The sequence below is a fragment of the Microbacterium sp. PRF11 genome (assembly GCF_031844085.1).
Taxonomy (GTDB): Bacteria; Actinomycetota; Actinomycetes; order Actinomycetales; family Microbacteriaceae; genus Microbacterium.
Window position 1 is genome coordinate 82657 of record NZ_JAUZUP010000003.1, and the last position, 22773, is coordinate 105429.

Consider the following 22773-nt stretch of genomic DNA (forward strand, 5'->3'; position numbering starts at 1 on the left):
TGGATCAGCCCTTCACGGCGCCGGTCAGGCCGCCGACGATCCGCCGCTCGAACACGCTGAAGAACAGCAGGGCGGGGATCATCGACAGAGAGGTGAATGCCAGCACGCGCGCCGTGTCGACGGAGTACTGCGAGGCGAACGCCTGGGTGCCCAGCGGCAGCGTGTAGGCGGCCTCGTTGTTGAGGATGAACAGCGGGAGCATGTACGAGTTCCAGCTGTTGACGAAGGCCAGGATGCCGACGGTCACGACCGCGGGGACGGCGAGCGGCAGCACCATGCGCCAGAAGAACCCGAGCCGGCCGAGGCCGTCGATGGATGCCGCTTCCTGCAGCTCCTTCGGGATGGCGGCGAGGAACGGCGACAGGATGATGATCGTCAACGGGAGCGCGAACGCGATCTGCGGCACGATCACACCGGCGAGCGAGTTCATGAGGCCGAGGCTGCGCACGAGGATGTACAACGGGGTGATCGCGACGGTCATCGGGAACATGAGCCCGGCCGTGAACAGCGCGTACACGGCGCCGCGGCCGCGGAAGCGGTAGCGCGAGAGGGCGTAGGCGGCCATGAGACCGAGCGCCACGACGAAGACGGTCGTCGCGATCGCGGCGATCGCGGAGTTGGCGACCTGGCCCCAGAACACGCTGCTGCCGAGCACGTCGGAGTAGTTCTGCCAGTTCCAGACGGTCGGGAATCCAGCCGGGTCGACCGTGATCTCGGCGTTCGAGCGGAAGCCGCCGAGGATGATGTACACGACCGGCGCGAGCATCATGCCGATGAGCAGCAGCGCGACGAAGCCGACGAGCACCGAAGACCCGCGGGTCGATCCGGCGGGACGCCGACGGGGAGTCCGCGGGGTCACGAGCGTGGCGGTGGCGGTCATTTCGAGCCTCCCGTGACGGCGCCGGCGGTGTCGCGGCGCAGCACGAACCGTTGGTAGACGAGCGCGACGGCGAGCGAGATGAGGAACATCACCACGGCCACCGCCGAGCCGTAGCCGAAGCTGCCGGCGTTGCGGCCGTTGGCGACCATGTAGGTGGCCATGGTGGAGGTGCCCGCGGTGGAGGCCACGTACTGGCCCCAGATGATCCAGACGAGGTCGAACAGCTGGAGCGAGCCGATGATCGACAGGAACGCCCAGATGCGGATGGTCGGGCCCATCAGCGGCAGCACGATGTGCCGCTGGATCTGCCAGTAGGACGCGCCGTCGATCGCGGCGGCCTCGCTGAGCTCTTCCGGGATGCCCTGGAGTCCGGCGAGGAAGAGGATCACGGCGAAGCCGATGTACTTCCACGTGATGATGATGAGCAGCGTCCAGATTGCCAGCGCCGGGTCGGAGATCCAGTCGGCGCGGAGGGCACCGAGCCCGATCTTCTCGAGCGCCCCGTTCAGCGCGCCGCCCGACTGCAGCATGAGGCCCCAGCCGAGGCCCACGACGACCTCCGAGATGACGTAGGGCACGAAGATGAGCACGCGGATGAGGGACTGCGCCCGCATCTTGCGGTTCAGCAGCAGGGCGAGTCCGAGCGCGAGCGGGCCCTGCAGCACGAGGGATCCGATGACGATGAACGCGTTGTGTCCGAGCGCCTCGTGGAAGGCGGGGTCGGTGAGGATCGTGACGTAGTTCCGGATGCCGACGACCTCGGCGGGGGTGCCGAAGCCCGACCAGCTGTAGAAGCCGTAGTAGGCGGCGAGGGCCACCGGCAGGATGACGAACGAGACGAACACCACGAGCGCGGGGCCCAGCAGGATCGCGAGCTCGCCGCGGATCCGCCAGTTCTCCCGACGGCGCCGCACGGGCGGCCGCCCGGCCGAGGGGGCGCGGGTGGCGCCCTCCTCGACCGGGCGGCGAGCCCCGGCCTCCGTCGCCTGGGCGGCGAGTTGGCTGGTCATGTGCGGTGTCCTCAGGAGCGCGCGGCGGCCGCATTGACGGCGTCGACGATGCCCTGCGGGCTGCCCTTGCCGGCGAACAGGTCGACGACGGCGACGTTCAACGCGTTGCCGATGTTCTGGCCGTAGAGGGTGTCGAGCCACACCGAGACGTACGGGGCGGCGGTGTAGGCCTCGAGCGCCGACTGCAGGGCGGGCGTGGTGACGGCGCCCGTCGCCTCGCTGGAGGCGGGGATCGTCTGGAAGGCGTCGGCGTAGCGCTCCTGGTTCTCCTGGTTCACCAGGAAGTTCAGGAAGTCGGTGCACTGCGCGGGGGCGTTCACCCAGCACGAGTACCCATCGACGCCGCCCATGATGGCGCCCTCTTCACCGTCACCGCCGGGGACCTCAGGGAACGGGAACCAGCCGAGGTCCGCGAGCGGCTGCTCGTCGGGCGTGAGAGAGGCGATCACGCCGGGGTTCCACGCGCCCATGAGTTCCATGGCGGCCTGGTGGTTGGCGAGCAGACCCGCCGACGATCCGGCACCCTGCTGAGCGGCGGTGGTGAGGAAGCCCTCGTTGAACGGCTGCGTCTGCAGGAACGACTGCAGGTTCTCGCCCGCCTCGAGCCAGCACGGGTCGTCGAAGCTGCGGCTCTCGGCCGCGGCATCCAGGACGTCCTTGGAGCAGGCGCGCAGCGCGAAGTTGTAGTACCAGTGCGCGGCGGGCCACGCGTCCTTGGCGCCGACGGCGATGGGGGCGACGCCGGTCGCGCGGATCTTCGTGTTCGCGGCCTCCAGGTCGCTGATCGTGGCGGGCGCGGCCGTGACGCCGGCGGCGGTCAGCAGGTCCTGCGAGGTGAAGATGCCGGAGGGGAGCACGGCGACGGGCATGCCGTAGTTCTTGCCGTCCACCTCGAAGGCGCCGAGCGAGGTGCCGAGGGCGGTCTTGGCATCCGCGTCGATCTTGTCGGTGAGGTCCATCGCCTGCCCGGCCTTGACGATGTCGGCGAGCTTGCCGCCGCCGCGCGCCATGAACAGGTCGGGGGCGTCGCCGGCGTTGAGGGCGGTCTGCAGCTTGCCGTCCATCTCCTCGTTCTGGAGGGACTGGATCTCGATGGTGACGCCGGGGTTGGCCGCTTCGAAGGCCGCGGCGGTGTCCTCCCAGTACTGCTTGCCGTCGCCGGTGGTGGAGTTGTGCCACAGCGTCAGGGTGACGGAGCCGTCGGCGTTCTGCCCTCCGCCGCCTCCGGCGCAGCCGCCGAGGGCGAGGGTGCCGGCGGCGGCGAGGGCCGCGGCGGCGAGGATCTTGCGCGTGTTCATGTGATTCCCGTTTCTCTTCGTCGAGGTGCGCCGTGGGACGCGTCGGTGTGCGGCTGCTTCGCCGTTCGTGCGCTTCTCGGGGTCTGCTGCCCGCCGAGGTGTGAGCAGTGTCGCGCGGGCTCTGCGTCGTCGTCAAACGTTTTCGAAAATGATTTCCACGCTAGGGTCGGATGCCATGACCAGGCGAACGACCATCCACGACGTCGCCGCGGCGGCCGGTGTGTCGGTAGCCACGGTGTCGAAGGCCGTGAACGGCCGCTACGGGGTTTCCCCCGAGACGGTGGGGCGGGTCCTCGACGCCGTGAAGACGCTCGGCTACGAGTCGAGCCTGGTCGCCAGCAGCATGCGCTCGCGGCGCACGGGCGTGATCGGCGTGCTCGTCGCCGACATCGAGCCGTTCTCGGCGGAGATCCTCAAGGGCGTGGGTGGAGCGTTGTCGGACACCGGCTACGACCTGCTCGCCTACACCGGCGCACGCCGCGACGGCGAGGGCTGGGAGCGGCGTTCGCTGAGCCGCCTGAGCGGTACCCTCATCGACGCGGCGATCATCGTCACCCCCACGGTGGTCAACGTCTCGAGCGACGTGCCGATCGTCGCGATCGACCCGCACACCGGGCGGGGAGACGTGCCGACGGTGGAATCCGACAGCTACACCGGCGCCCAGCAGGCCGTGCACTATCTCGTGCAGCTCGGACACCGCCGCATCGGCTTCATCGCGGGTCGGCCGGATCTGCGGTCGGCGGTGGCCCGCGCGTCGGGGTACCGGGCGGGGTTGGCGGCCGCCGGCATCCCTTTCGACCCCGCGCTGGTGGGCGTGGGTCGCTACGAGCAGGACGTCGCGCGCGAGGCCGCCGAGACGATGCTCGCGCTCGACGATCCGCCCACGGCTGTGTTCGCCGCGAACGACCTGTCGGCGTTGTCGATCGTGGAGGTCGCCGCCGCGCGAGGGCTGCGGGTGCCCGATGACCTGTCCGTCGTGGGTTTCGACGATGTGCCCGAGGCGGCTCGCGCCCAGCCGGCGCTCACGACGGTGCGTCAGCCGATGAAGCGGCTCGGCGCCGAGGCGGTGCGCATGGTCTTGGCCCTGCTCGCCGGCGAGACGCTACCCGAGACCCACATCGAGCTCCCCACGCGCCTCGTCGCGCGCGGCACGACGGCCCCGCCGCGCTCGCGCAACTCCTGAGCCTGCGCTCCGCGGCTCGCGCACCTCCTGAGGTGTCTGCGGACCTGTGTCTCGCGCAACTCCTGAGCCCGCGCTCCGCGGCTCGCGCACCTCCTGAGGTGTCTGCGGACCTGTGTCTCGCGCAACTCCTGCTTCCCGCCGATGGGGCGTGGAGGGCCCGCCCTCACCAGGGCCCCGGCGGTTGCGGTTGCACGGGGGCTGCCGGGTCTTCCGGAGTTCGGCTGGCGCGCGGCGCCCGCCCCCCCGGCCCGGTCGGGGGCCACCGCGCCCGGGGCGCGCGCTTTCTCAGGAGTTCGGCCGGCGCACGCACCCGGTCCCGGCTACCCCGAAAAGCGGCCCCGCGCCCGGACCCGCGCGCTTTCTCAGGAGTTCGGCCGGCGCACACCCCGCCGCGCGCCGCACCACCCCGCGGCTCCGGTACCGTCGAAGAATGCCTACCGCGAGCAGCAAAGACGACGAGGTCGACCTCCTCATCGACGCATGGTCGCAGCTCCTGCCCGACGTCGACCTGACGCCCCTCGACGTGATGTCGCGGCTGCGCCGTGCGGCGTTCCACCTGTCGAAGCTCCGCGCGAAGGCGTTCGCGAGCGCCGGAATCGCCGTGTGGGAGTTCGACGTGCTCGCCGTGCTCCGCCGCGCGGGCACCGAGCTGAGCGCGACGCGTCTGATCACGGCCACGATGATCGGCAGCGCCGCGATGACCAATCGCCTCGACAAGCTCGCCGAGCGCGGGCTCGTGCACCGTCGCCCGAATCCGTCCGACGGGCGCGCGATCCTCGTCGCGATCACGCCCGAGGGCATCGAACGCGTGGATGCCGCGATGACCGAGCTCGTACGCCTCGAGGCCGAGGCGCTTCGCGACGTGAGCCGCGCCGACCAGGCGCTGCTCGCGAGTGCGCTGCGGGTGCTCGCCGCGGGCGAGACGCACGAGGCGTGATCGACCTCGCCGCGACGGTGGCGCAGCGCCCCGTCGTTCTCGACGGCGGGCTCGGCACCCTGCTCGAGGCCCGCGGTAACGACGTCACCTCGGCGCTGTGGTCCGCCCGCGTCCTGCGCGACGACCCCGACGAGGTCCGCGCCGCCCACGCCGAGTTCGTTGCCGCGGGAGCCGAGGTGGTCATCACCGCCTCGTACCAGCTGAACGTCGGCGGATCGATCCCGGATGCCGAGGTCGAGACGCTGCTGCGCCGCTCGGTGTCGCTCGCGCGCGAGGCGGGCGATGTCGTCGTCGCGGCATCCGTGGGTCCGATCGGGGCGCTTCGCGCCGACGGCAGCGAGTACACCGGGGACTACGGGTTGAGCGTTGCCGAGCTGCGCGCGCTGCACCGGCGGCGCCTGCTCATCCTTGCGGACGCGGGCGCCGACGTGCTCGCGATCGAGACAATCCCCTCTCCTCTCGAGGTCGAGGCCCTGGCGCTCGAGCTCGCCGAGCTGGGGCTGCCGGCGTTCGTGAGCGTCTCGGCCGACAGCACCGGTTTCGCAGCGGTCGAATCCCGAGCCGAGGCGCTGCGCACGGCGGCATCCGTCCCGAACGTGCTGGCCGTCGGCGTCAACTGCTGCGCCCCCGCGACGGTCACCGCCGCGCTCGCCGAGGCTCCCGACGTGCCGCTCGTGGCGTATCCGAACACGGGGGAGCGGTGGGATGCCGCGACCCGCACCTGGCACGGCAGTGCCGCCCCGTTGGCCGACGAGGTGCCCTCGTGGGTCGCCGCCGGGGCGCGCCTGGTCGGCGGCTGCTGCCGTTCGACCCCGGCCGACATCGCCGCGATCGCGGCTGCCGTCCGCTGATCCCTCGCGTGAGTCGCCAGGAATTGTCGCCTCCGCGTGCCGCGAAGCGACAATTCCTGGCGACTCACGCGGGGTGTCGCGATCAGTCGAAGTCCGCCGCCAGGGCGTTGCGGTGGTACTCGAAGATGATGCTCGTGCGCGTGGATGCCACGCTGTGCCGCGCCGAGAGGTGGTCGACGACGAACCGGCGGACCGCCGACGAATCGTCGACCGCGATGTGCACGAGGAAGTCGTCGGCCCCGCCGAGGAAGAACAGCTGGATCACGTCGGGGTGACGACGGATCTCGTGGGCGAAGGCGCGGATGCTCTCCTGTCGCTGCCCCGGGCGCAGCGTCACCCCCACGATCGCCTGCAGCCCCCGCCCGAGCTTGCTCTGGTCGACGGCGGCGTGGAAGCCGGTGATGAGCCCGCGGTCGACGAGCGCGCGCAGACGGGTGTGGGCGGTGGATGCCGCGACCCCGAGCGCCTCGGCGAGGGCGGCGTTCGTCATCCGGGCGTCGGCTGAGAGCAGCTCGATGATCCGCGCGTCGAGCGGGTGGAGGTCGTCGTCGGCCATCGCAGATCCTTCGCGTCCGGGGATCGGGAAAGCCCCCGGCATCCGATGATATCGCCCTGCATGCCATCAGACCCGAAGGATCATCGGGGTTACGCCACCGAAACAAACATTTCTGCGATTCTCTCCGCAACGCTCATCCGCTCGAGGAGGAACCCATGCGCGTCAGTGTGCCGACCGAGATCAAGAACAACGAGAACCGCGTCGCGATGACCCCCGCGGGTGTCGACGCCCTCGTGCACCGCGGTCACGAGGTGGTCGTCCAGGCCGGGGCAGGCGAGGGGAGCGGCTTCTCGGACGAGCAGTACCGCGCGGCCGGGGCCGAGGTCGTCGCCACCGCGGAAGAGACGTGGGCGCGGGCCGAGCTGCTGGTCAAGGTCAAGGAGCCGATCGCGCCTGAATACGCCTTCCTCCGCGACGATCTGACCCTCTTCACCTACCTGCACCTCGCCGCCGACCGGCCGCTGACCGACGCGCTCGTGGCCGCGGGGACCACCGCGGTCGCGTACGAGACCGTGCAGACCGCCGATCGCGCGCTGCCGCTGCTCGCGCCGATGAGCGAGGTCGCCGGACGCCTGTCGATCATCGAGGGCGCGCACCACCTGCTGCGCGCCTCGGGCGGTCGCGGGCTGCTCCCCGGCGGTGTGCCGGGTACGCCGCGCGCGAAGGTCGTCGTGATCGGCGGCGGTGTCGCGGGCGAGCACGCCGCGGCGAACGCCCTCGGTCTCGGCGCCCGTGTGACCGTCGTCGACATCTCGTTGCCCAAGCTCCGTCAGCTCGAGGAGCGTTTCGGCGGCGCGATCGAGACCCGCGCCTCGACCCGCCTCGAGATCGCGGAGCAGCTCGCCGACGCCGACCTCGTGATCGGCTCGGTGCTCATTCCCGGTGCCGCCGCGCCCAAGCTCGTCACCGACGAGATGGTCGCCGCGATGAAGCCGGGCGCCGTGCTCGTCGACATCGCCATCGACCAGGGCGGCTGCTTCGAGGGCTCGCGCCCGACCACCCACGACGCGCCCACGTTCCGCGTGCACGAGGCGCTGTACTACTGCGTCGCGAACATGCCCGGCGCCGTGCCCCACACCTCGACGCGCGCATTGTCGAACGCCACCCTGCCGTACATCCTGCGCATCGCCGATCAGGGCTGGGAGGCCGCGGCATCCGCCGACCCCGCCCTCGCGAAGGGCTTGAACGTCCGCGCCGGCGAGGTCGTCAACGAGGGCGTCCGCGCCGCTTTCTCCCTCTGAGCCATCGGACCTCTGCACGGCGGAGGTGGCTGAGCCTGTCGAAGTCACCGGTCGTTTCCGGATCCCGTGCCTATCGGTGCTTCGGCGGAGGTGGCTGAGCCTGTCGAAGTCACCGATCCTGGACCAGATTGCGCAAGCCTCGGGAGGTCTGCTCCGCGGGAGGCGATGAGCGCGAGCTTCTTCTCGCGTCGCCAGCCCTGGAGCTGCTTCTCCCGGAGGAAGGCCAGCTCGACCGCGTCGAACCACTCTGCGTATACGAGCCGCACGGGCCTCCGTCTGCGGGTGAAGGATGCCGCCATCTCGTCGTCGTTGTTGTGCTCCCACACGCGGCTCTCGAGTTCTCGGCCGGTGCTGCCGACATAGAGGGACCCGCCGCGGCATTCGAGGATGTAGGTCCAGGGCATCCGCCGATCCTGCCAGCGCGACGATCCTGCGCGGCGAACCCTGTGGGAAACGTCGCCCGGGTCCCGGTCCCTTCGACAGGCTCAGGGACCTCGCGAGGCGTGGGTGGTCGCGTTCGCTCCGGGTTTTCGGGGGCGCAGGAGGCTGAGCTTGTCGAAGTCTCCGGTCCCTTCGACAGGCTCAGGGACCTCGCGAGGCGTGGTCGCGGGTTCCGGTCCCTTCGACAGGCTCAGGGACCTCGCGAGGCGTGGGTGGTCGCGTTCGCTCCGGGTTTTCGGGGGCGCAGGAGGCTGAGCTTGTCGAAATCTCCGGTCCCTTCGACAGGCTCAGGGACCTCGCGGACGTCGTCGACGCCCTACCCCCGCACCCAGGCGTAGGTGATCTCGGGGCGGCCCTGGCCGCCGTAGCGGGGGACACGGCGCACCCGCCCGACGTCGGCGAGGTGCTCGAGATATCGCCGCGCGGTGACCCGCGACATCCCCTCGTGCTCGCCCACCTCGGTCGACGACACCGCCCCCTCCGCCGTGCGAACACGTTCCGCGACGGCCTGCAGCGTCTCCTCGCTCAGCCCCTTCGGCAGGACGGGGGCCGCCACGGTGCGCAGCGACCCGAACAGCGCGTCCACCTCGGACTGCGTCGCCTCCCCGGCAGCGCGGTCGAGCCCCTCGACGTAGGTGCGGTAGGCGTCGAGCCGTTCGCGGAAAGCGGTGAACGCGAACGGCTTGATGAGGTACTGCACGACGCCGATCGACACCGCGGCGCGGACGGTCGCGGCATCCCGGACCGCGGTCACGGCGATGATGTCGACGCCGGATCCCATCGCCCGCAGCCGCCGCGCGACGTCGAGGCCGTTGCCGTCGGGCATGGTCATGTCGAGCAGCACCAGATCGATCCGGCGCTCGGGGTCGGCGACGGCGGTGATCGCCGCGCGCGCCCCCGATGCCTGCCCGGCGACCTCGAATCCGGGCACCCGCTCGACGTAGGCGCTGTGCAGCTCGAGGGCGAGGGCGTCGTCGTCGACGACGAGCACGCGGATCACGGGGTCACCGCTTCCGCGACGACCGGCAGGAACACGCGCACGGCCGTCGGGGCGGCGGTCAGCTGCAGGGTCCCACCGCGGGCGGCGACGATGTCCCGCACGAGAGCGAGGCCCACGCCGCGTCCCCCGGGAACGTGCGCCGTCTTCGTCGACGCGCCGTAGACGAAGGGGTCGCCCAGTGCGGGGTCGAAGCCGGCTCCGCTGTCGGCGACCTCGAGCACGGCGTCGCCCCCGGATTCACGGAGGCTCACGCGCACCCAGCGGGGCTCGGCGCCCGCGGACGCGGCATCTAGGGCGTTGTCGACGAGATTGCCGACCACGGTCACCGCCTCGGGAGCGGTCAACGGAACGGCCGGGGCGGGTTCGACGATGTCGAGGTCGAGGCGCACGCCCCGTTCGGCGGCCTCGTCGAGCTTGCCGAGCAGCAGCGCCACGACGACGGCGTCGTCCTCGTCCGAGACGAGGCGGTCGGCGAGTTCCTGGCGTTCCCCCGTGGATGCCACGATCAACCGCCGTGCGTCGTCGATGCGCCCGAGCTCCAGCAGCGCCAGCAGCGCGTGCAGGCGATTGCCGTGCTCGTGCGTCTGCGACCGCAGGGTGTCGCTGAGGGTGCGCACGCCCTCCAGCTCGCCCAGCAGCGCCTGCAGCTCGGACCGGTCGCGCAACGTCATGACGCGACCGCGTTCGGGGGCGCGGCGCCCGGCGAGATCGCGCGACTCCTCCTGGTTGACCAGCAGCACGCGCTCGCCGTTGACGACCGTCTCCTCGACCATGCGTCTCCCCGTGGCGATCGCCTCGGCCAGCGTGGCGTCCATGTCGGTGTCGCGGGGGTCGAGCGAGGTCTGTCCGCTGGTCGCGGGCGGGAGCCCCAGGAGGTCGGCGGCCTCGTCGTTGTAGAGCACGATCTGCCCGTCACGGTCGGTCACGACGAGCCCTTCGCGCAGCGAGTGCAGCACCGTCTCGTAGCTCTCCACCAGTCGCGACAGCTCGCTCGGCGTGTACGAACCGGTCACCCGCCGCGCGCTGCGCCGGACGTAGAGGGCCCCCAGCACGCCGAAGCCGACGATGGCGGCGGATGCCGCGACGATCAGCGGCACGCGGGCGGCGAGGTCCTGCTGCACGGCGCCGAGCGTCACGCCGACGGCGACGAGTCCCACGATGGGGCCGTTCTCGTCGCCCCCGTCGCGGATGGGCACGATCGTGCGCACGGACGGCCCGAGCGTGCCCTCGTACACCTCGGTGTAGCTCTCTCCCGCCAGGGCCTCGTCTCGAGACCCCTGGTACGGCAGGCCGATCTCGGAGCGGTTGCGGTGGGTGAGCCGGATGCCGTCGGGCGTCATGATCGTGACGAAGGAAAGCGCCGCGTCGGGCAGGATCTGCTCCACCATCGGCTGCAGGGCGTCGGAGTCGCGAGCGGCGACGAAGGCGGCCACCTCGGGTTCGTGGGCGAGGGTCTCGGCCACCGAGCGGGTCACCTGCGCGGCCTCGCGCTGCCCCGAGTCGCTCAGCTGCACCGAGAGCAGGGCGGCGAGCACGCCGGCGACCAGCACGACGACCCCGAGCGACACGAGAGCCAGGCGGCCGCCCACGCTCAATCGCATCCCTCGTCCTTTCTCGCTCATGCCGTGAACAATACGACCACAAGTGGTCCCCTCGTCCCGCCTCGATCAAAGTCGTCACATCGACCGGCGCCCCCGCCGGACTCAACGAAGGCGTTAGAAAAGGGGATCCCCTGATGGCTCTGTCACTCCGCACCACGCGCGACGGTCGTCCGCGTAAGAAGATCGATCGCAACCACTGGCTGTACATCTCGGTCATCATCGCCGTCGTCGGCGGTATCGTCGTCGGTCTCGTCGCTCCCGCGTTCGCGACCACGCTCGAGCCGATCGGCAAGGGCTTCGTCAGCCTGATCAAGATGATGATCGCCCCGGTGATCTTCTGCACGATCGTCGTCGGCATCGGCTCGATCGCCAAGGCGTCCACGGTCGGCAAGATCGGCGGCCTGGCGATGGTCTACTTCCTGGTCATGTCGTCGTTCGCGCTGATCATCGGCCTCATCGTCGGCAACATCATCCACCCCGGTGAGGGCCTCAACATCGCCGGCGCGACCTACGAGTCGTCGGCCGAGCCCACCACCACCCAGGAGTTCATCCTCGGCATCATCCCGACGACGTTCTTCTCCGCCTTCACCGGCGGCAGCATCCTCCAGGTGCTCTTCATCGCCCTGCTCGTCGGCTTCGCCCTGCAGCGCATGGGCGAGCGCGGTGCGCAGATGGTCGACGCGATCCGCAACTTCCAGGTTCTGGTCTTCCGCATCCTCGGCATGATCCTGTGGCTCGCCCCGATCGGTGCCTTCGGCGCGATCGCCGCCGTCGTCGGCAAGACCGGTTTCGCGGCCGTCATCAGCCTCGGCATCCTGATGGGCGCGTTCTACCTCACGTGCTTCGTGTTCATCGTCGGCGTCCTCGGCACGCTCCTGTACGCCGTCACCCGCGTCAACATCTTCACGCTGATGAAGTACCTGGGCCGCGAGTACCTGCTCATCGTCGGCACCTCCTCGTCCGAGGCCGCCCTGCCCCGCCTGATCGCCAAGATGGAGCACCTGGGCGTGTCCAAGCCGGTCGTCGGCATCACGGTTCCGACCGGTTACTCCTTCAACCTCGACGGCACCGCGATCTACCTGACCATGGCGTCGCTGTTCATCGCCTCGGCCATGGGCTCGCCGATGTCGATCCCGGAGCAGATCGGCCTCATGATCTTCATGATCATCGCCTCCAAGGGCGCGGCCGGCGTGACCGGTGCGGGTCTGGCGACGCTCGCCGGTGGCCTCTCGGCCTACCGCCCCGACCTCGTCAACGGCGTCGGCGTGATCGTCGGCATCGACCGCTTCATGTCCGAGGCCCGCGCCGTCACCAACTTCACCGGCAACGCGGTGGCGACCATGCTGATCGGCGCGTGGACCAAGGAGTACGACGGACAGCGCGTCCGCGAGGTGCTCGCCGGCAACATCCCGTTCGACGAGAACCTGCTGACCGGCGACGATCACGGTTCGGTCAGCAAGGCTGCGGATGCCAAGGAGCTCGCCTCGGCAGAGGTCGGGGCCGGCCCCACCACCGTCGACACGAACACGCTCGACGCCTTCCGTGCCAAGGCGGAGGCGGAGGCGGCGGCTCGGAGCCGTTCGTGACCATCGCGCACACCCCGGCGGGGGCGGCTTCGGCCGCCCCCGCCCCCGCGCGCGTCGACCTCGCGCGCACCTGGATGCTCCGCTCGCCTCTCGCGGGCGGGCTCGAGACCGCGGCGGACGTCCTCGTGCTCGATCTCGAGGACGGCCTGCCCGCCGGCCGCAAGGCCGAGGGGCGTGACCGGGCCCGCGCGGCCGCCGACGAGGCGCCGGTGTGGCTGCGCATCAGCGCGGCGGGGACCCGCGACGGAGAGGCCGACCTCGCCCTCGGACGCGAGCTCGACGACCGCCTCGCCTGCGTCGTCCTGGCCATGTGCGCCGGGCCCGCCGACGTCGCTCACGTCGCGGCATCCCTCCCCCCGGGAACGCCGATCGTCGCCATGGTCGAGTCGGCCGCGGCGCTCCTGGCTGCCCCGGCGATCGCCGCCCACCCGGCGACGCGTCGCCTGGCCTTCGGCACCGGCGACTTCCGTCGCGACACGGGCATGGCGGCCGACCGCATCGCCCTGTCGTGGCCGCGCGCGCAGCTCGTGGTGGCCTCGGCGGCCGCGGGCATCGCCGGTCCCATCGACGGCCCCTGCGGTCCGGTCGATCAGGCTCGCGACGCCGCGGTGCACGCCGTCGCGATGGGATTCACGGGGACTCTCGCGCTCCAGGATGCCGCCGTCCCCGGCGCCCACGCAGGTTTCACGCCGTCGCCGGTCGACGTGGAGGCGGCGCGGTCCCTGCTGTCGTCGACGCCGGACGGCCCGGTCGACGGGTCCTACGCGCCGACCCTCGCTCGAGCGCGGGCGCTGGTGCAGCGCGCCGAGGCTCTGGCCGCGCTCTGACGCGGCCCCGTCCGCCTCGTCCTGGAGGCCGGTTCTCAGCTCCGTCGGCCGAGCCACCGGCGCCGTCGGCGCGTCGGCGCGGTGATCGCCGCCGCCTCCTCGCGCACCCGCCGTCGCTCGATCCACGCCGCCACCTCGGCATCCACATCCACCGTCGGGGTGACCACCGGAGGGCCGCCGAGCAACTGGCGGCGCGCCTCGAGCACCCGGCGGTTGAAGTCCTCGAGGGCTTCGCGGACGTCGGCCTCGTGGGCGATGGCATCCATCCTCTGCGCGATCTCCGCGTGCTCGACGCGCAGCGTCAGAGCGGGCGGGCCGAGGCCGGTGAGCTGCTCGGTCTCGATCTTCCGACGGATCCACCAGTCCGGGTCGTGCGATCCGCCGAGATCCGGCAGGGGCTTGCCGGCCCCGGGAAGGCCGTCGAACTCTCCGCGCCGGATCGCCTGCTGGATCGAGGTCTCGACGAAGGCGGCCCGTTCCGCCGCCGTCGATCCGCGCGCCGGCCCCTCCGCCTGCGGCTCCGGCTCGAGGCCGTTCTCGCGCAGAGCGCGGTCGAGCCGGTAGCGCTCGGCGGACTGGCGGGGGTCGTCGCTCATGCCGTCTCGCTCTCGAGCCTCCGCAGCCGTTGCCGGGCCATGTCCTGAGCGCGCGGACCCGAGCCGAGGGCGCGCTCGGTGATGCGCAGGATGACCCGCGTGAGGGTCAGCACCGGCAGCGGCCAGCGACGCACGCCGAGCATCACGCGGTAGCGGCGGGGGATGGTCGCGACAGCGGCGGCGAACAGCACCCGGTACGACAAGCCCATGAGCCCGGGGAACGGCGGCTTGCGCAGGAACGAGACCACCTCGGCCACGCGCTCGTCACCGCGGAGTTCCCCGCGGTCGGCGAACCCGTCGATCTCCGCCCGCAGCGCCGCGCGTGTCAGGGGCGGGTCGACCACGCGCATGAGCCGGCCCGCGGTCGCCCAATCGGCGACGTACGCGTCGGGACCGCCGGGGATCGGCGTGCGCGACACCTCGTGCCCGGCGAGGAACGCGTCGGTGAAGGCCAGGTGCACCCAGCGCACGAGGTCGGCGGCCTCGGCGGTGTAGGCCCGCTCGGACCCGTCGCCGGCGCGGTATTCGCCCTTCACCCGGCGATGGAATCGACCGACGCGTGCGGTCTCGGCATCCGCCTGGGTCTTCGAGCCGTACGTCAGGGTGATGACCCAGCGCACGGTGCCCGTCAGGCGTCCGATGGGGTCCTCGCGGTAGCGCGACCAGTCGTGGACGCCCGCGAGGGCTCCGGGGTGCAGCGCCTGCAGGAGCAGGGCCCGGATGCCGGCCACCAGCGTCCCCATTCCGGCGTGCACGGTCCACGCGGGGCCGTTCTCGACGAAGTAGCCGGTGTCGTCGCCGTCGGCGATGGCGCGCACGTACGGGGCCATGCCGGTCGGGTCGCCCGCCAGCGCGACGAGGATCTTGCCGCGCAGCGACTGGACCCAGGCCGGTGTCGAGGAGATCGTCGCGTCGGTCACCCTTCCAGCGTGCCACCGTCTGAGAGGGCGGGCGCTGGGAGCGGGCTCAATGTCCGTCGTGGGTGACGACCGGGACCGTGCCGTCGTCGCGGAGGAGGACCGCATCCTGGGTCGCGCCGAGGGCCGGCGTCACGAGGACCGCGATGACGGCCGCAGCCACGAGCAGTCCGGTGACGCTCATCGGCTGGGCGCTGCGGCGGTTCTGCGGAGCGCGGCGACGCAGGTGCACGGCGGTGGTGGCTCCCACCACGACGAGCAGGAGGGATGCCGCGGCCACACCGATGATGCTCGTGTGCGCCGAAGCGACGAACATCAACGCCGTGGTGGCGGCGAGAGCGGCGAGAGCTCCGCCGAGAGCGACTCGGGGGACGACGAGGCGTCCCGTCGAGAGGGTGGCGGCGCCCCACGCGAGCGACGCCAGCCCGAGGACCACCATTCCGATTCCGAGGCCGCTCGCGGCGGCCCCGGAATCGGAACGGACGATCGCACCCGCGCCGAGGGCGGCGATGATGAGGCCGGCCCCCCACGCGGATACGGAGGGCCACGACCTCGTGAAGGTCGCAGCGGTCACGATCAGACCGCCGCGGTACGCGGGACGTTGCGCTCGGTGCCGAGGCCGACACCCAGCAGCACGACGGCGCTGGCGAGGTGCAGGAAGTGGTCGGCGGTGTTCAGCGCGAGGATGTTCGCGGCGGTTCCGACCAGGAAGAAGCCGACGATACCGAGCAGCAGGTAGACGGCACCGACCGTGGTGTTGACGCCCTTCGCGGCACGCGCGTTCGCGAGGCCCGCGACCAGCAGCGCGGCACCGATGAGGAGGTGGGCGATGTTGTGCAGCGGGTTGACGGCGAAGATGCCGAGGAGCAGTCCGCCCTCGGTGGCGATGAATCCGACGCCGCCGGTGACGGCGAAGCCGAGCAGACCGACGAGAAGGTAGACGGCACCGAAGACGGTGGCCACGATGCGGTTGGGCGATGAGCTCATGATGAACCTCCCAGTGTGTTGGCAGCGACCGTCCGGCCGCCTCTCCATATCTTCGGAGGTAAGCCCTGTTTCGGATTGGCCTTTGCGTGCATGCTCGCATTCCGGTAGAACCCCGGATACGACAGAAGGCCCCCGAGTACTCTCCGAGGCCCTCCGCAACACCCATGACGTTAGGGCAGACACGCACACGCGCGGAGGGGATTGCGCTTCTCGCACTGTTCACCTAGCGCGGCGCTCTGGCACACTCTGCTCATGCGTTTCGACACGACCCTGTCGCAGATGGGGAACAACACCGGCATCGAGGTCCCGCCCGAGGTCGTCGAGGAGCTGGGTGGCGGGAAACGCGCCGCTGTCACCGTCGATGTGAACGGCTACGTCTACGCCAGCACGATCGGCGTCATGGGCGGGCGCTTCCTCATCCCCTTCTCCGCCGACAAGAGGGCCGCCACCGGGCTGTCCGGGGGCGACCCGATCTCGGTCGACCTCATCCTCGACACCGCTCCGCGCACCGTCGAGGTGCCCGAAGATCTCGCGAGCGCCCTCGCCGAGTCCGGCGTGCGTGAGGCGTTCGATGCGCTGTCGCCCAGCGCGCGCAAGGCGCACGTCACCCAGGTCGAGTCCTCGAAGGCGGCCGAGACCCGTGCCCGTCGCGTGGCGGCCGTCGTGGCGAAGCTCGGCTGAGCGCGGCGACGCCCCGGGCGATAGCCTGGGACGGGAGGTCACGTGGGGCGCACGAAAGAGGCCATCGCCGAGGGGCTGTCGATCGCGATCGCGGCAGCGCGTCTCGCGGTGCGCAACCGCATCCTCGTCGAGACCATCGCCCGCGGGGGCCAGTTCGACGGCGACGTCTTCGCCGACTTCGCGCGCACCACGCTGAGCGCGCTGGCCGATGAGCAGGACCAGGCGGCCGAGCGGGTCACCCACCAGCGCAAGCGCGCGTGGGGTCGCTTCTCGGACTCCTCGGGCACTCACGACTACCGTGATCGCGACACGCGCAACCTGCGTCGCCGGGCGAAGCAGTCGCGCGGCGTCGCGAAAGAACTGCGCCTGCTCGCCGACGACCCCGAGCGGGTGAAAGAACTCGTCGCCGACGCGCGCATCGCCGCATGGGGAGACGTCGAGGCCAACCTCAGCCAGCGACTCGACGTCGAAGGCATGACCGCGGATGCCGATCCGGAGTACGCGCAGATGCGTAAGGCGCGCATGGACGCCCTCCGCATGGTCGACCTCGCTCGCCTCGCCTCGCAGGCCAAGCGCCGGGCGAAAGAGAAAGCGGCGGCCGAACGCGACGAAGACGCCGACGCCGTCGCGTCGGAGGAGAGGCGTAAGAAGAAATCCGCGTCGCGCTGAGGCGCGCTCTCCGCCGTGTGCGGGCACTCCCGGGAACGGAAGAAGCCCCGGCCGGAGTTTCCTCACGGCCGGGGCTTGTCACTGTCTCAACACAGTGTGCGCCCGAAGGGACTCGAACCCCTAACCTTCTGATCCGTAGTCAGATGCTGCACTCACGTGGGCATCCGGTCGCCGCTGATAATGCCGCGCTCAGACCCGTAAATTCGCGAACTTCAGTTATAGACCTTCTGATCGTACGGACGCCTGTGGACTCGTTTGGACATTCTGGAATGCCCACAGAATGCCCAAGCCATCAGAGGGGACGCCATGACGGAGCCGCGAAACTACAAGGCGAACCGCGAGGATCGGGGCACCCTCCGTCAGCGCGCGAATGGCCGGTGGCAGGCCAGCTACTTGCACGAGGGCGTGCGGTACTGCGCGCCGATGACGTTCGACACGAAGGCCGTCGCACGAACATGGCTGTCGAGTCAGCGCAGCGACATCATCGCGGGACGTTGGAAAAACCCGAAAGCGCTCGCCGCGGAGACGTTCGGGCAATACGCCGCGACCTGGGTCTCCCAGCGCGCCACCTCGAAGGGCGAACCCCTCCGCCCCAAGACGCGCGTGAAGTATGAGAGGCAACTCGCGAAGGGCCTCTCCGTCTTCGCCGACGACGCCCTTACGGCCATCACGCCCGCCCGCGTCCGCACATGGCACGCCGACCGCATGACCGTGGGTAAGACCGCAGCAGCCGCCGAGGCACGTCTACTGCGTGCGATCTTCACCACAGCCGAGGAAGACGGCATCGTGCAGGTGAACCCTGTGTCGGCCAAGCTCACGAAGACCTCCGCGGGGAAGACGTTCCGCCCGCCCACCGTCGAAGAGTTGGCCATCACGCACCAGCACGTCGATGCTCGGTTCAAGCTTGGGGTTCTGATCGCCGCGTACGGGGGCCTGCGCCTGTCTGAGTGGCGCGCCCTGCGACGTAGCGGTCTCACCCTCATCGACGGGCGTTACGCCGTCGCTGTGACGCGGCAGGCCCAGTATGTGACGGGGGAGGCGTGGATTGACGGCCCGCCGAAGAGCAGCAAGGGCATCCGCGCGGTCACGCTCCCGGCCTGGATGATTACGGTCATCGACGACCACTTCACTGCGTACGTCGGGGAGTTCGACGGCTCCCTGATATTCCCCCCGAACGGGCGCTCCGAGTTCATACACGACAGCGCGTTCGATGACTCATGGGTGCCCGCCCAGGATGCAGCCGGTGTACGTGGCCGGGTTCGCGAACACGACCTCCGCGACTTCTCCGCCTCGCACCTGATGGCCGCGGGCGCATTGCCTCTCGAGGTTCGGGATGCCATGGGCCATGCGAATGTGCGGACGACGGTGGAGCACTATCTACACCGCGTCAATGACCGCTCCGCCGAGCTTGCCGACCGCATGCCCACCCTCCCCGCGCCGAAGCCGTCGAACGTGACGGCCATCGAGGCCACGACGGGCACCGACAGGAACTAGCTCGCCGGCGGGAACATGCTGAGCGCGGTCTCGCGGAAGAGTTCCCAGTCCTTGCGAGTGCTCCATCCCCCCGGGGCGCGCAGGACTCGTTCGGCTAACGAGAGGGTGTTCGGGTCGATGTCAGCGGTCATGTAGCCGTCATGCATGAGCGCCATGACCGCCTGTTTCAGAACGGCTACCCGGGCGAGTCGATCCGCGCGCACTTCGTGGGGGAGGTCTAGACGTGCGTCCCTTCCCTTGACGTTCCACAGATGCCAACCTCGCTGGCGTGTGCCGTCGAAGCCCCCCATGGCCAAGCTGGAGTGGGCCAGCGCATTACGGAAGGAGTTGCCTTCCTCCAGGTGAGCGATGAGCCGTTCACCCTCATCCCAGGTCGACGGGAGTATCCCCCTCAGGAAGTCGATCTTGCTCCGCGCCGGTTGAGTCGTGAGCGCGCGTTGCAGGTTGGGTACGCCTCGGGCCTTCGCCGCGATGCCCATCGACAGGAAGAACTCGATGTGGTTCCAGTCGATGATGTACCGCCCGATGAAACGCTCTACCTGCGCCCACTCGGCTTCGTACTGATCCGGGAAGGGTGACTCTTCGTGGATCGTCTGAAACTGATTCGGCTCTGCGTCGCTCACCCGTACTCTCCGTCGCTCACGGCCACAGCCTAGGGGCCACTCACGCCCTAGAATGGACACAAGCCGCCACCCTGTGGGACGGGAGGGGCCACGAGTCGACCACGGTCGGCAGGGCGAAGAACCCCCGCGCCAGGTTCACCACGCGACCCGCTGTTCGGCAGTGAAGCTCAGCGTCTCGCGGGGGCTCCTGGGTGTTGCATCATATGCTCCTAGGTTCCCCCTGGCTCAATGTCGGGGGTGTGAAATAGAGTGTGAAGCATGACCGAAAGAGTGCGCTTCCGCCCGTTCACCGGCGACCCAAAGCGCCGTGTGGAGATGTCCCGCGCGCCCCTGGCCCTCGTCCTGGTACAGGTCCGCTGGCCCGAGCATGGCCATCTCGCCTTGGACTTCAAAGAGCTTGCGCTCACGTTTGGCAAGAACCTAGACAATTTCCCGCTGTACCACGAGATCGTTGATCAGGGATTTCAAATCACCCCTGAGGGTGTGCAGCAGGTTCGAGGTGAAACCACCTATCAATGGCGATCCATCGACGATGTGTGGGTCGTTCAACTGACGAAGACATTCGTCAGTCTCTACTGCGCCCCCCACGAGGACTACCGCTACTCCGAGTTGGCTGAACGTCTAGACCAGATCGTTGGCCTATTGCACAGCGTGCTGAAGATTCAGGTCACAGATCGCGTGGGTGTTCGGTATGTGAACCGTCTGTCCGAGCCTGACTTCATGTCTGAGCTGCCCGAGATCTTCGACCGTCGCGTCTTGGGAATGGCGGGTCTAGAGGGGGACCACGGCGTGCAGCTCGTCAACACCCTGAGCCAGGCTATTTACAGGGCGGAAGACGTGACTCTGCATGTGCGGTCTGGCTATCTCGGTCCCAACGAAACAATGGACCCGTCCATCCAGCCAGTACCCCTTCAATCGTGGGTGCTGGATCTGGACGCCTCGCAGGAGTTGAGGATGGTCTATTCGAGCGGCCAAATTCAGGCAGTCGCCGGTCGACTGGCCGACACGGCCTACGATTTCTTTAAACTGGTGCTCAAAGAACAAGCGGAACAGCGACTGGATGGTCACTCATGAGCGGTATAACCACGACCGGACTGGGCATCACGGCGTCGCTCGCAATGATTGTCTCGCCTTGGGCCGTTGTTATCGACGAGCCGCGCGAAGCAGCGGAGTCGGCCTGGATGATTTTCTCCGACGAGGTACTTCATGCCGGTATCGGAACGGCAACGGGCCCCTTTGCGGTTCAGGCGGAGCCCGCCGATGACCTGTCTGCGCTCGTGGCCAATCTGAAGGTGGAGTCTGGGTTGACGGCGGATCAGCTGGGTCGGCTCATGGGGGTGTCTCGGCGGTCGATTCACAACTGGGCGGCTGGCACCGCGATAGCTCCGGTCCATGAGGAGCGGCTGCGCGAGCTGGAGATGCTGGTCTTCTCGCTGTCCGCACGCTCGCCGGAAGAGCGGCGCAAGATTCTTCTCGATTCTTCGAACGGACCCAGCCTCTTCAAGCAGTTCGCAGCCAAGGCGGACGCGCCGCAGAGAATCAAATTTGGCGTTCCGGTTGAGGAACGCCTGGGTCTGTGAGCCCGGATCGGGGCGGCTTGGGGGAGCCGCTGAATTGGAGCGAGGCTGCGCAAGGCGACACCGTCGCGCTCGACCATCTCAGCTACTGGGTCGGTGACGACAAAGACCCCGAGCAGGTCGAAACGCCGAACGGTGTCGTCCTAATGAGTCAGACCTGCGACTTGGTCCAAGATCGTGACCGTGTCCTGGTAGCGCCCGTCTCTGAGGTGCCCGCATCGGTGATGTCGGCGGTCCGCAAGGGAGCCAAGCCGCTACTGATCCCAGTCGGCGCGGAGCCGAACCACGTCGCTGATCTGGAACGCATAATCTCCGTCCCTCGGGCTGTCTTGAATGGCGCTGCGGTTCTAACCCACGCGGTCCAGGAGCGAAGCGGAGAAGCCGCGGACCGTCTGTCCGCCCGGATCGGTCGTGGACTTCATCGGTTTGCCTTCCCCGACGCAGTTCACGACTGCCTGAGCAAGATGAAGAGCAAGATCGCTGATTGGCACGAAAAGAACACGTCGCGAGCGCTAGTTCTACGGCTGATCGACGAATTTCGCATCTCCTGCCTCGATTGGGAGTCTGCCGGTCGGGACATCAGCATCACCGCCGTCATCCCCGAGGAATGCTTGCCCCCGGCCGACGCCCGAGACTCGTCGTGGCGTTGGAGCGTAGCGACGGTCACAGACCTGAAGAGTGGCGAGATGCCTGCAACCATGACTATGGAGCGTGTGTCTCAGCTGATCTTGAAGAACATCGAGGCCGAGAACGACGCTGCGGTCGTCGTGCTGTGGGACTTGTGGATCGACGCCCTCGCTGATGCAGTCCTGCCCGACGCGACCGTTGAAGTGGCGTCTATCGAGTTGAGTGTCGTGTCGGACGCGGAATACACGTACAAGCTCCTCAAATCGTCAGAGACGTTGGACTTTTCGGTCCTCTCGGATTCCTCAGGAGACGGGGCAGTCGTAGCCGTTTGAATGGCCGCTCCCGCTCGGGCACCCGCACCTCGGGTGACTTTGGGCGTTCGGCGGGTGATCTTTACTGTGCGACGGGCGAACGTTCAATCGGGACTCGACAGGTTGTTGGGTATGGCAACCATCAAGTCTCTGTCCACCTCCGCGGCAGCCAGACGCCTCGGCATCTCCACCGCTGCGCTGCGAGCCTGGACCGACTCGGGCGTGGGTCCAATGCCGCGCAAGAGAGGGCGATACGCCTGCGCCGAGGTCTCGGCGTGGATGGTCGAGACCGACGCGCAGCTACGCGCGGGGAGCGCCGTGACTGCCACGTGAGCGCCGTTCTCGATGTACCTGAACCACGGGCCCGCGCCGTCGATCTCGGCGGCGAGCGCGGCGCACAGCGTGATCGTCTCCGGCGAGCGCGCGTAGCTCATCCAGTACGGGCCCGGGATCGTTCGTGAGCAAGCTCCTGGTGATCGTCGCCGACCATGCGACATCCAGGGCTGTGCGTGGGCTCAATCTGCGGGAGGGCATGGGCAGACGCTACGGTCGACCCCCGACACCGATGTGTCGCCGTACATCACCGCGGCGCGTGCACCTTTGAGCGGCTTGTCGTCACTAACTGAGGGCTCTCGATCTGGGGCGCGAAATGCCCCTCAATTGCCCAGCCTCCGTGACTTGTCGTCCAAGAATGAGACAAGGCCTGGTCCGGATTACTCCTGGACCAGGCCTTTCACTGTCTCAACACAGTGTGCGCCCGAAGGGACTCGAACCCCTAACCTTCTGATCCGTAGTCAGATGCTCTATCCATTGAGCTACGGGCGCAGGGCCTCCGCGCGAAACGGCGCGCAGGCCGTGGTCCAGCATAGCCGGGACCGTG

At 69.2% G+C, this 22773-nt stretch carries 25 protein-coding genes and 2 tRNA genes; 12 read left to right on the top strand and 15 right to left on the bottom strand.

All coding sequences use genetic code 11. The features are described from left to right. Positions 1-4: 4 nt before the first annotated feature. From Q9R20_RS09130 to Q9R20_RS09140, 3 genes are read right to left on the bottom strand one after another with little or no spacing between them, the layout of a single operon-like run. Positions 5-880 (bottom strand): carbohydrate ABC transporter permease, encoded by an 876-nt coding sequence (locus Q9R20_RS09130; RefSeq protein WP_311249054.1) that lies wholly within the window; start codon positions 878-880, stop codon positions 5-7. Next, on the bottom strand, positions 877-1890 hold the full coding sequence (locus Q9R20_RS09135; RefSeq protein ID WP_311249055.1) for a sugar ABC transporter permease: 1014 nt from the start codon (positions 1888-1890) through the stop codon (positions 877-879). The genes Q9R20_RS09130 and Q9R20_RS09135 overlap by 4 nt, the downstream gene beginning before the upstream one ends. Before the next feature lie 11 nt (positions 1891-1901). After that, on the bottom strand, positions 1902-3188 hold the full coding sequence (locus Q9R20_RS09140; protein ID WP_311249056.1) for an extracellular solute-binding protein: 1287 nt from the start codon (positions 3186-3188) through the stop codon (positions 1902-1904). Between the two features lie 175 nt (positions 3189-3363). Between Q9R20_RS09140 and Q9R20_RS09145 the strand changes: the two genes are divergently transcribed. The 3 genes from Q9R20_RS09145 (at position 3364) to mmuM (ending at position 6159) form a co-directional block, all read left to right on the top strand. Then, positions 3364-4371: a LacI family DNA-binding transcriptional regulator gene (locus tag Q9R20_RS09145; RefSeq protein ID WP_311249057.1), complete on the top strand. Its 1008-nt coding sequence runs from the start codon at positions 3364-3366 to the stop codon at positions 4369-4371. Between the two features lie 430 nt (positions 4372-4801). After that, positions 4802-5308, top strand: coding sequence for a MarR family transcriptional regulator (locus tag Q9R20_RS09150; RefSeq protein ID WP_311249058.1), 507 nt, complete (start codon positions 4802-4804; stop codon positions 5306-5308). Beyond that, a complete protein-coding gene (mmuM, locus tag Q9R20_RS09155) occupies positions 5305-6159 on the top strand; it encodes a homocysteine S-methyltransferase (RefSeq protein WP_311249059.1) in 855 nt (284 codons plus the stop codon). Before Q9R20_RS09150 ends, mmuM begins: the two co-directional genes overlap by 4 nt. A gap of 82 nt (positions 6160-6241) precedes the next feature. On the opposite strand, the gene Q9R20_RS09160 is transcribed toward mmuM, so the two are convergent. Then, complete coding sequence (locus Q9R20_RS09160) at positions 6242-6715, bottom strand: Lrp/AsnC family transcriptional regulator (protein WP_311249060.1); 474 nt, start codon at positions 6713-6715, stop codon at positions 6242-6244. Positions 6716-6870: 155 nt separating this feature from the next. Between Q9R20_RS09160 and ald the strand changes: the two genes are divergently transcribed. Then, the gene (gene ald / locus Q9R20_RS09165; RefSeq protein WP_311249061.1) at positions 6871-7956 is read left to right on the top strand and encodes an alanine dehydrogenase; all 1086 of its coding nucleotides are present in this window, start codon (positions 6871-6873) and stop codon (positions 7954-7956) included. Between the two features lie 44 nt (positions 7957-8000). Here ald and Q9R20_RS09170 read toward each other — a convergent pair whose 3' ends face one another. The 3 genes from Q9R20_RS09170 to Q9R20_RS09180 form a co-directional block, all read right to left on the bottom strand. Beyond that, complete coding sequence (locus Q9R20_RS09170; protein WP_311249062.1) at positions 8001-8360, bottom strand: GIY-YIG nuclease family protein; 360 nt, start codon at positions 8358-8360, stop codon at positions 8001-8003. A 353-nt stretch (positions 8361-8713) separates the two neighbouring features. After that, on the bottom strand, positions 8714-9397 hold the full coding sequence (locus Q9R20_RS09175) for a response regulator (RefSeq protein WP_311249063.1): 684 nt from the start codon (positions 9395-9397) through the stop codon (positions 8714-8716). Then, positions 9394-11019, bottom strand: a complete 1626-nt coding sequence (locus Q9R20_RS09180; RefSeq protein WP_311249064.1) for an ATP-binding protein — start codon at positions 11017-11019, stop codon at positions 9394-9396. Before Q9R20_RS09180 ends, Q9R20_RS09175 begins: the two co-directional genes overlap by 4 nt. Before the next feature lie 113 nt (positions 11020-11132). Between Q9R20_RS09180 and Q9R20_RS09185 the strand changes: the two genes are divergently transcribed. Next, the gene (locus tag Q9R20_RS09185) at positions 11133-12584 is read left to right on the top strand and encodes a cation:dicarboxylate symporter family transporter (RefSeq protein WP_311249065.1); all 1452 of its coding nucleotides are present in this window, start codon (positions 11133-11135) and stop codon (positions 12582-12584) included. Then, complete coding sequence (locus Q9R20_RS09190) at positions 12581-13411, top strand: aldolase/citrate lyase family protein (protein WP_311249066.1); 831 nt, start codon at positions 12581-12583, stop codon at positions 13409-13411. Before Q9R20_RS09185 ends, Q9R20_RS09190 begins: the two co-directional genes overlap by 4 nt. A 35-nt stretch (positions 13412-13446) precedes the next feature. Here Q9R20_RS09190 and Q9R20_RS09195 read toward each other — a convergent pair whose 3' ends face one another. From Q9R20_RS09195 to Q9R20_RS09210, 4 genes are all read right to left on the bottom strand, one after another. After that, the gene (locus tag Q9R20_RS09195) at positions 13447-14007 is read right to left on the bottom strand and encodes a DUF1992 domain-containing protein (RefSeq protein WP_311249067.1); all 561 of its coding nucleotides are present in this window, start codon (positions 14005-14007) and stop codon (positions 13447-13449) included. Then, a complete protein-coding gene (locus Q9R20_RS09200; protein WP_396653681.1) occupies positions 14004-14837 on the bottom strand; it encodes an oxygenase MpaB family protein in 834 nt (277 codons plus the stop codon). The genes Q9R20_RS09195 and Q9R20_RS09200 overlap by 4 nt, the downstream gene beginning before the upstream one ends. A 136-nt stretch (positions 14838-14973) precedes the next feature. Beyond that, positions 14974-15498, bottom strand: a complete 525-nt coding sequence (locus tag Q9R20_RS09205) for a hypothetical protein (RefSeq protein WP_311249069.1) — start codon at positions 15496-15498, stop codon at positions 14974-14976. Positions 15499-15500: 2 nt separating this feature from the next. Beyond that, the gene (locus Q9R20_RS09210; protein WP_264631631.1) at positions 15501-15911 is read right to left on the bottom strand and encodes a DUF4383 domain-containing protein; all 411 of its coding nucleotides are present in this window, start codon (positions 15909-15911) and stop codon (positions 15501-15503) included. Positions 15912-16163: 252 nt separating this feature from the next. Here Q9R20_RS09210 and Q9R20_RS09215 point away from each other — a divergent pair, with 252 nt between their 5' ends. Together Q9R20_RS09215 and Q9R20_RS09220 are read left to right on the top strand one after the other, a co-directional pair. Then, positions 16164-16592 (top strand): YdeI/OmpD-associated family protein, encoded by a 429-nt coding sequence (locus Q9R20_RS09215; RefSeq protein ID WP_311249070.1) that lies wholly within the window; start codon positions 16164-16166, stop codon positions 16590-16592. Between the two features lie 42 nt (positions 16593-16634). Beyond that, positions 16635-17261: an asparagine synthase gene (locus Q9R20_RS09220; protein ID WP_311249071.1), complete on the top strand. Its 627-nt coding sequence runs from the start codon at positions 16635-16637 to the stop codon at positions 17259-17261. Positions 17262-17358: 97 nt separating this feature from the next. Here Q9R20_RS09220 and Q9R20_RS09225 read toward each other — a convergent pair. Continuing rightward, positions 17359-17458, bottom strand: a tRNA-Arg gene (locus tag Q9R20_RS09225). A gap of 226 nt (positions 17459-17684) precedes the next feature. Here Q9R20_RS09225 and Q9R20_RS09230 point away from each other — a divergent pair. Next, entirely contained in the window at positions 17685-18755 is a 1071-nt protein-coding gene (locus tag Q9R20_RS09230) for a tyrosine-type recombinase/integrase (RefSeq protein ID WP_311249072.1), read from the top strand. Here Q9R20_RS09230 and Q9R20_RS09235 read toward each other — a convergent pair. Continuing rightward, positions 18752-19378, bottom strand: a complete 627-nt coding sequence (locus tag Q9R20_RS09235) for a hypothetical protein (RefSeq protein WP_311249073.1) — start codon at positions 19376-19378, stop codon at positions 18752-18754. The two genes, Q9R20_RS09230 and Q9R20_RS09235, sit on opposite strands and share 4 nt — an antisense overlap. A gap of 258 nt (positions 19379-19636) precedes the next feature. On the opposite strand from Q9R20_RS09235, the gene Q9R20_RS09240 reads away from it, so the two are divergent. The 3 genes from Q9R20_RS09240 to Q9R20_RS09250 are packed head-to-tail and all read left to right on the top strand — an operon-like array spanning position 19637 to position 21914. Then, entirely contained in the window at positions 19637-20452 is an 816-nt protein-coding gene (locus Q9R20_RS09240; RefSeq protein ID WP_311249074.1) for a TIGR04255 family protein, read from the top strand. Next, positions 20449-20958 (top strand): hypothetical protein, encoded by a 510-nt coding sequence (locus Q9R20_RS09245; protein ID WP_311249075.1) that lies wholly within the window; start codon positions 20449-20451, stop codon positions 20956-20958. Before Q9R20_RS09240 ends, Q9R20_RS09245 begins: the two co-directional genes overlap by 4 nt. Beyond that, entirely contained in the window at positions 20955-21914 is a 960-nt protein-coding gene (locus Q9R20_RS09250) for a hypothetical protein (protein WP_311249076.1), read from the top strand. Before Q9R20_RS09245 ends, Q9R20_RS09250 begins: the two co-directional genes overlap by 4 nt. Positions 21915-21997: 83 nt before the next feature. On the opposite strand, the gene Q9R20_RS09255 is transcribed toward Q9R20_RS09250, so the two are convergent. Together Q9R20_RS09255 and Q9R20_RS09260 are read right to left on the bottom strand one after the other, a co-directional pair. After that, complete coding sequence (locus Q9R20_RS09255; protein WP_311249077.1) at positions 21998-22327, bottom strand: hypothetical protein; 330 nt, start codon at positions 22325-22327, stop codon at positions 21998-22000. Positions 22328-22645: 318 nt separating this feature from the next. Then, positions 22646-22718 (bottom strand) — tRNA-Arg (locus Q9R20_RS09260). Positions 22719-22773: the final 55 nt, after the last annotated feature.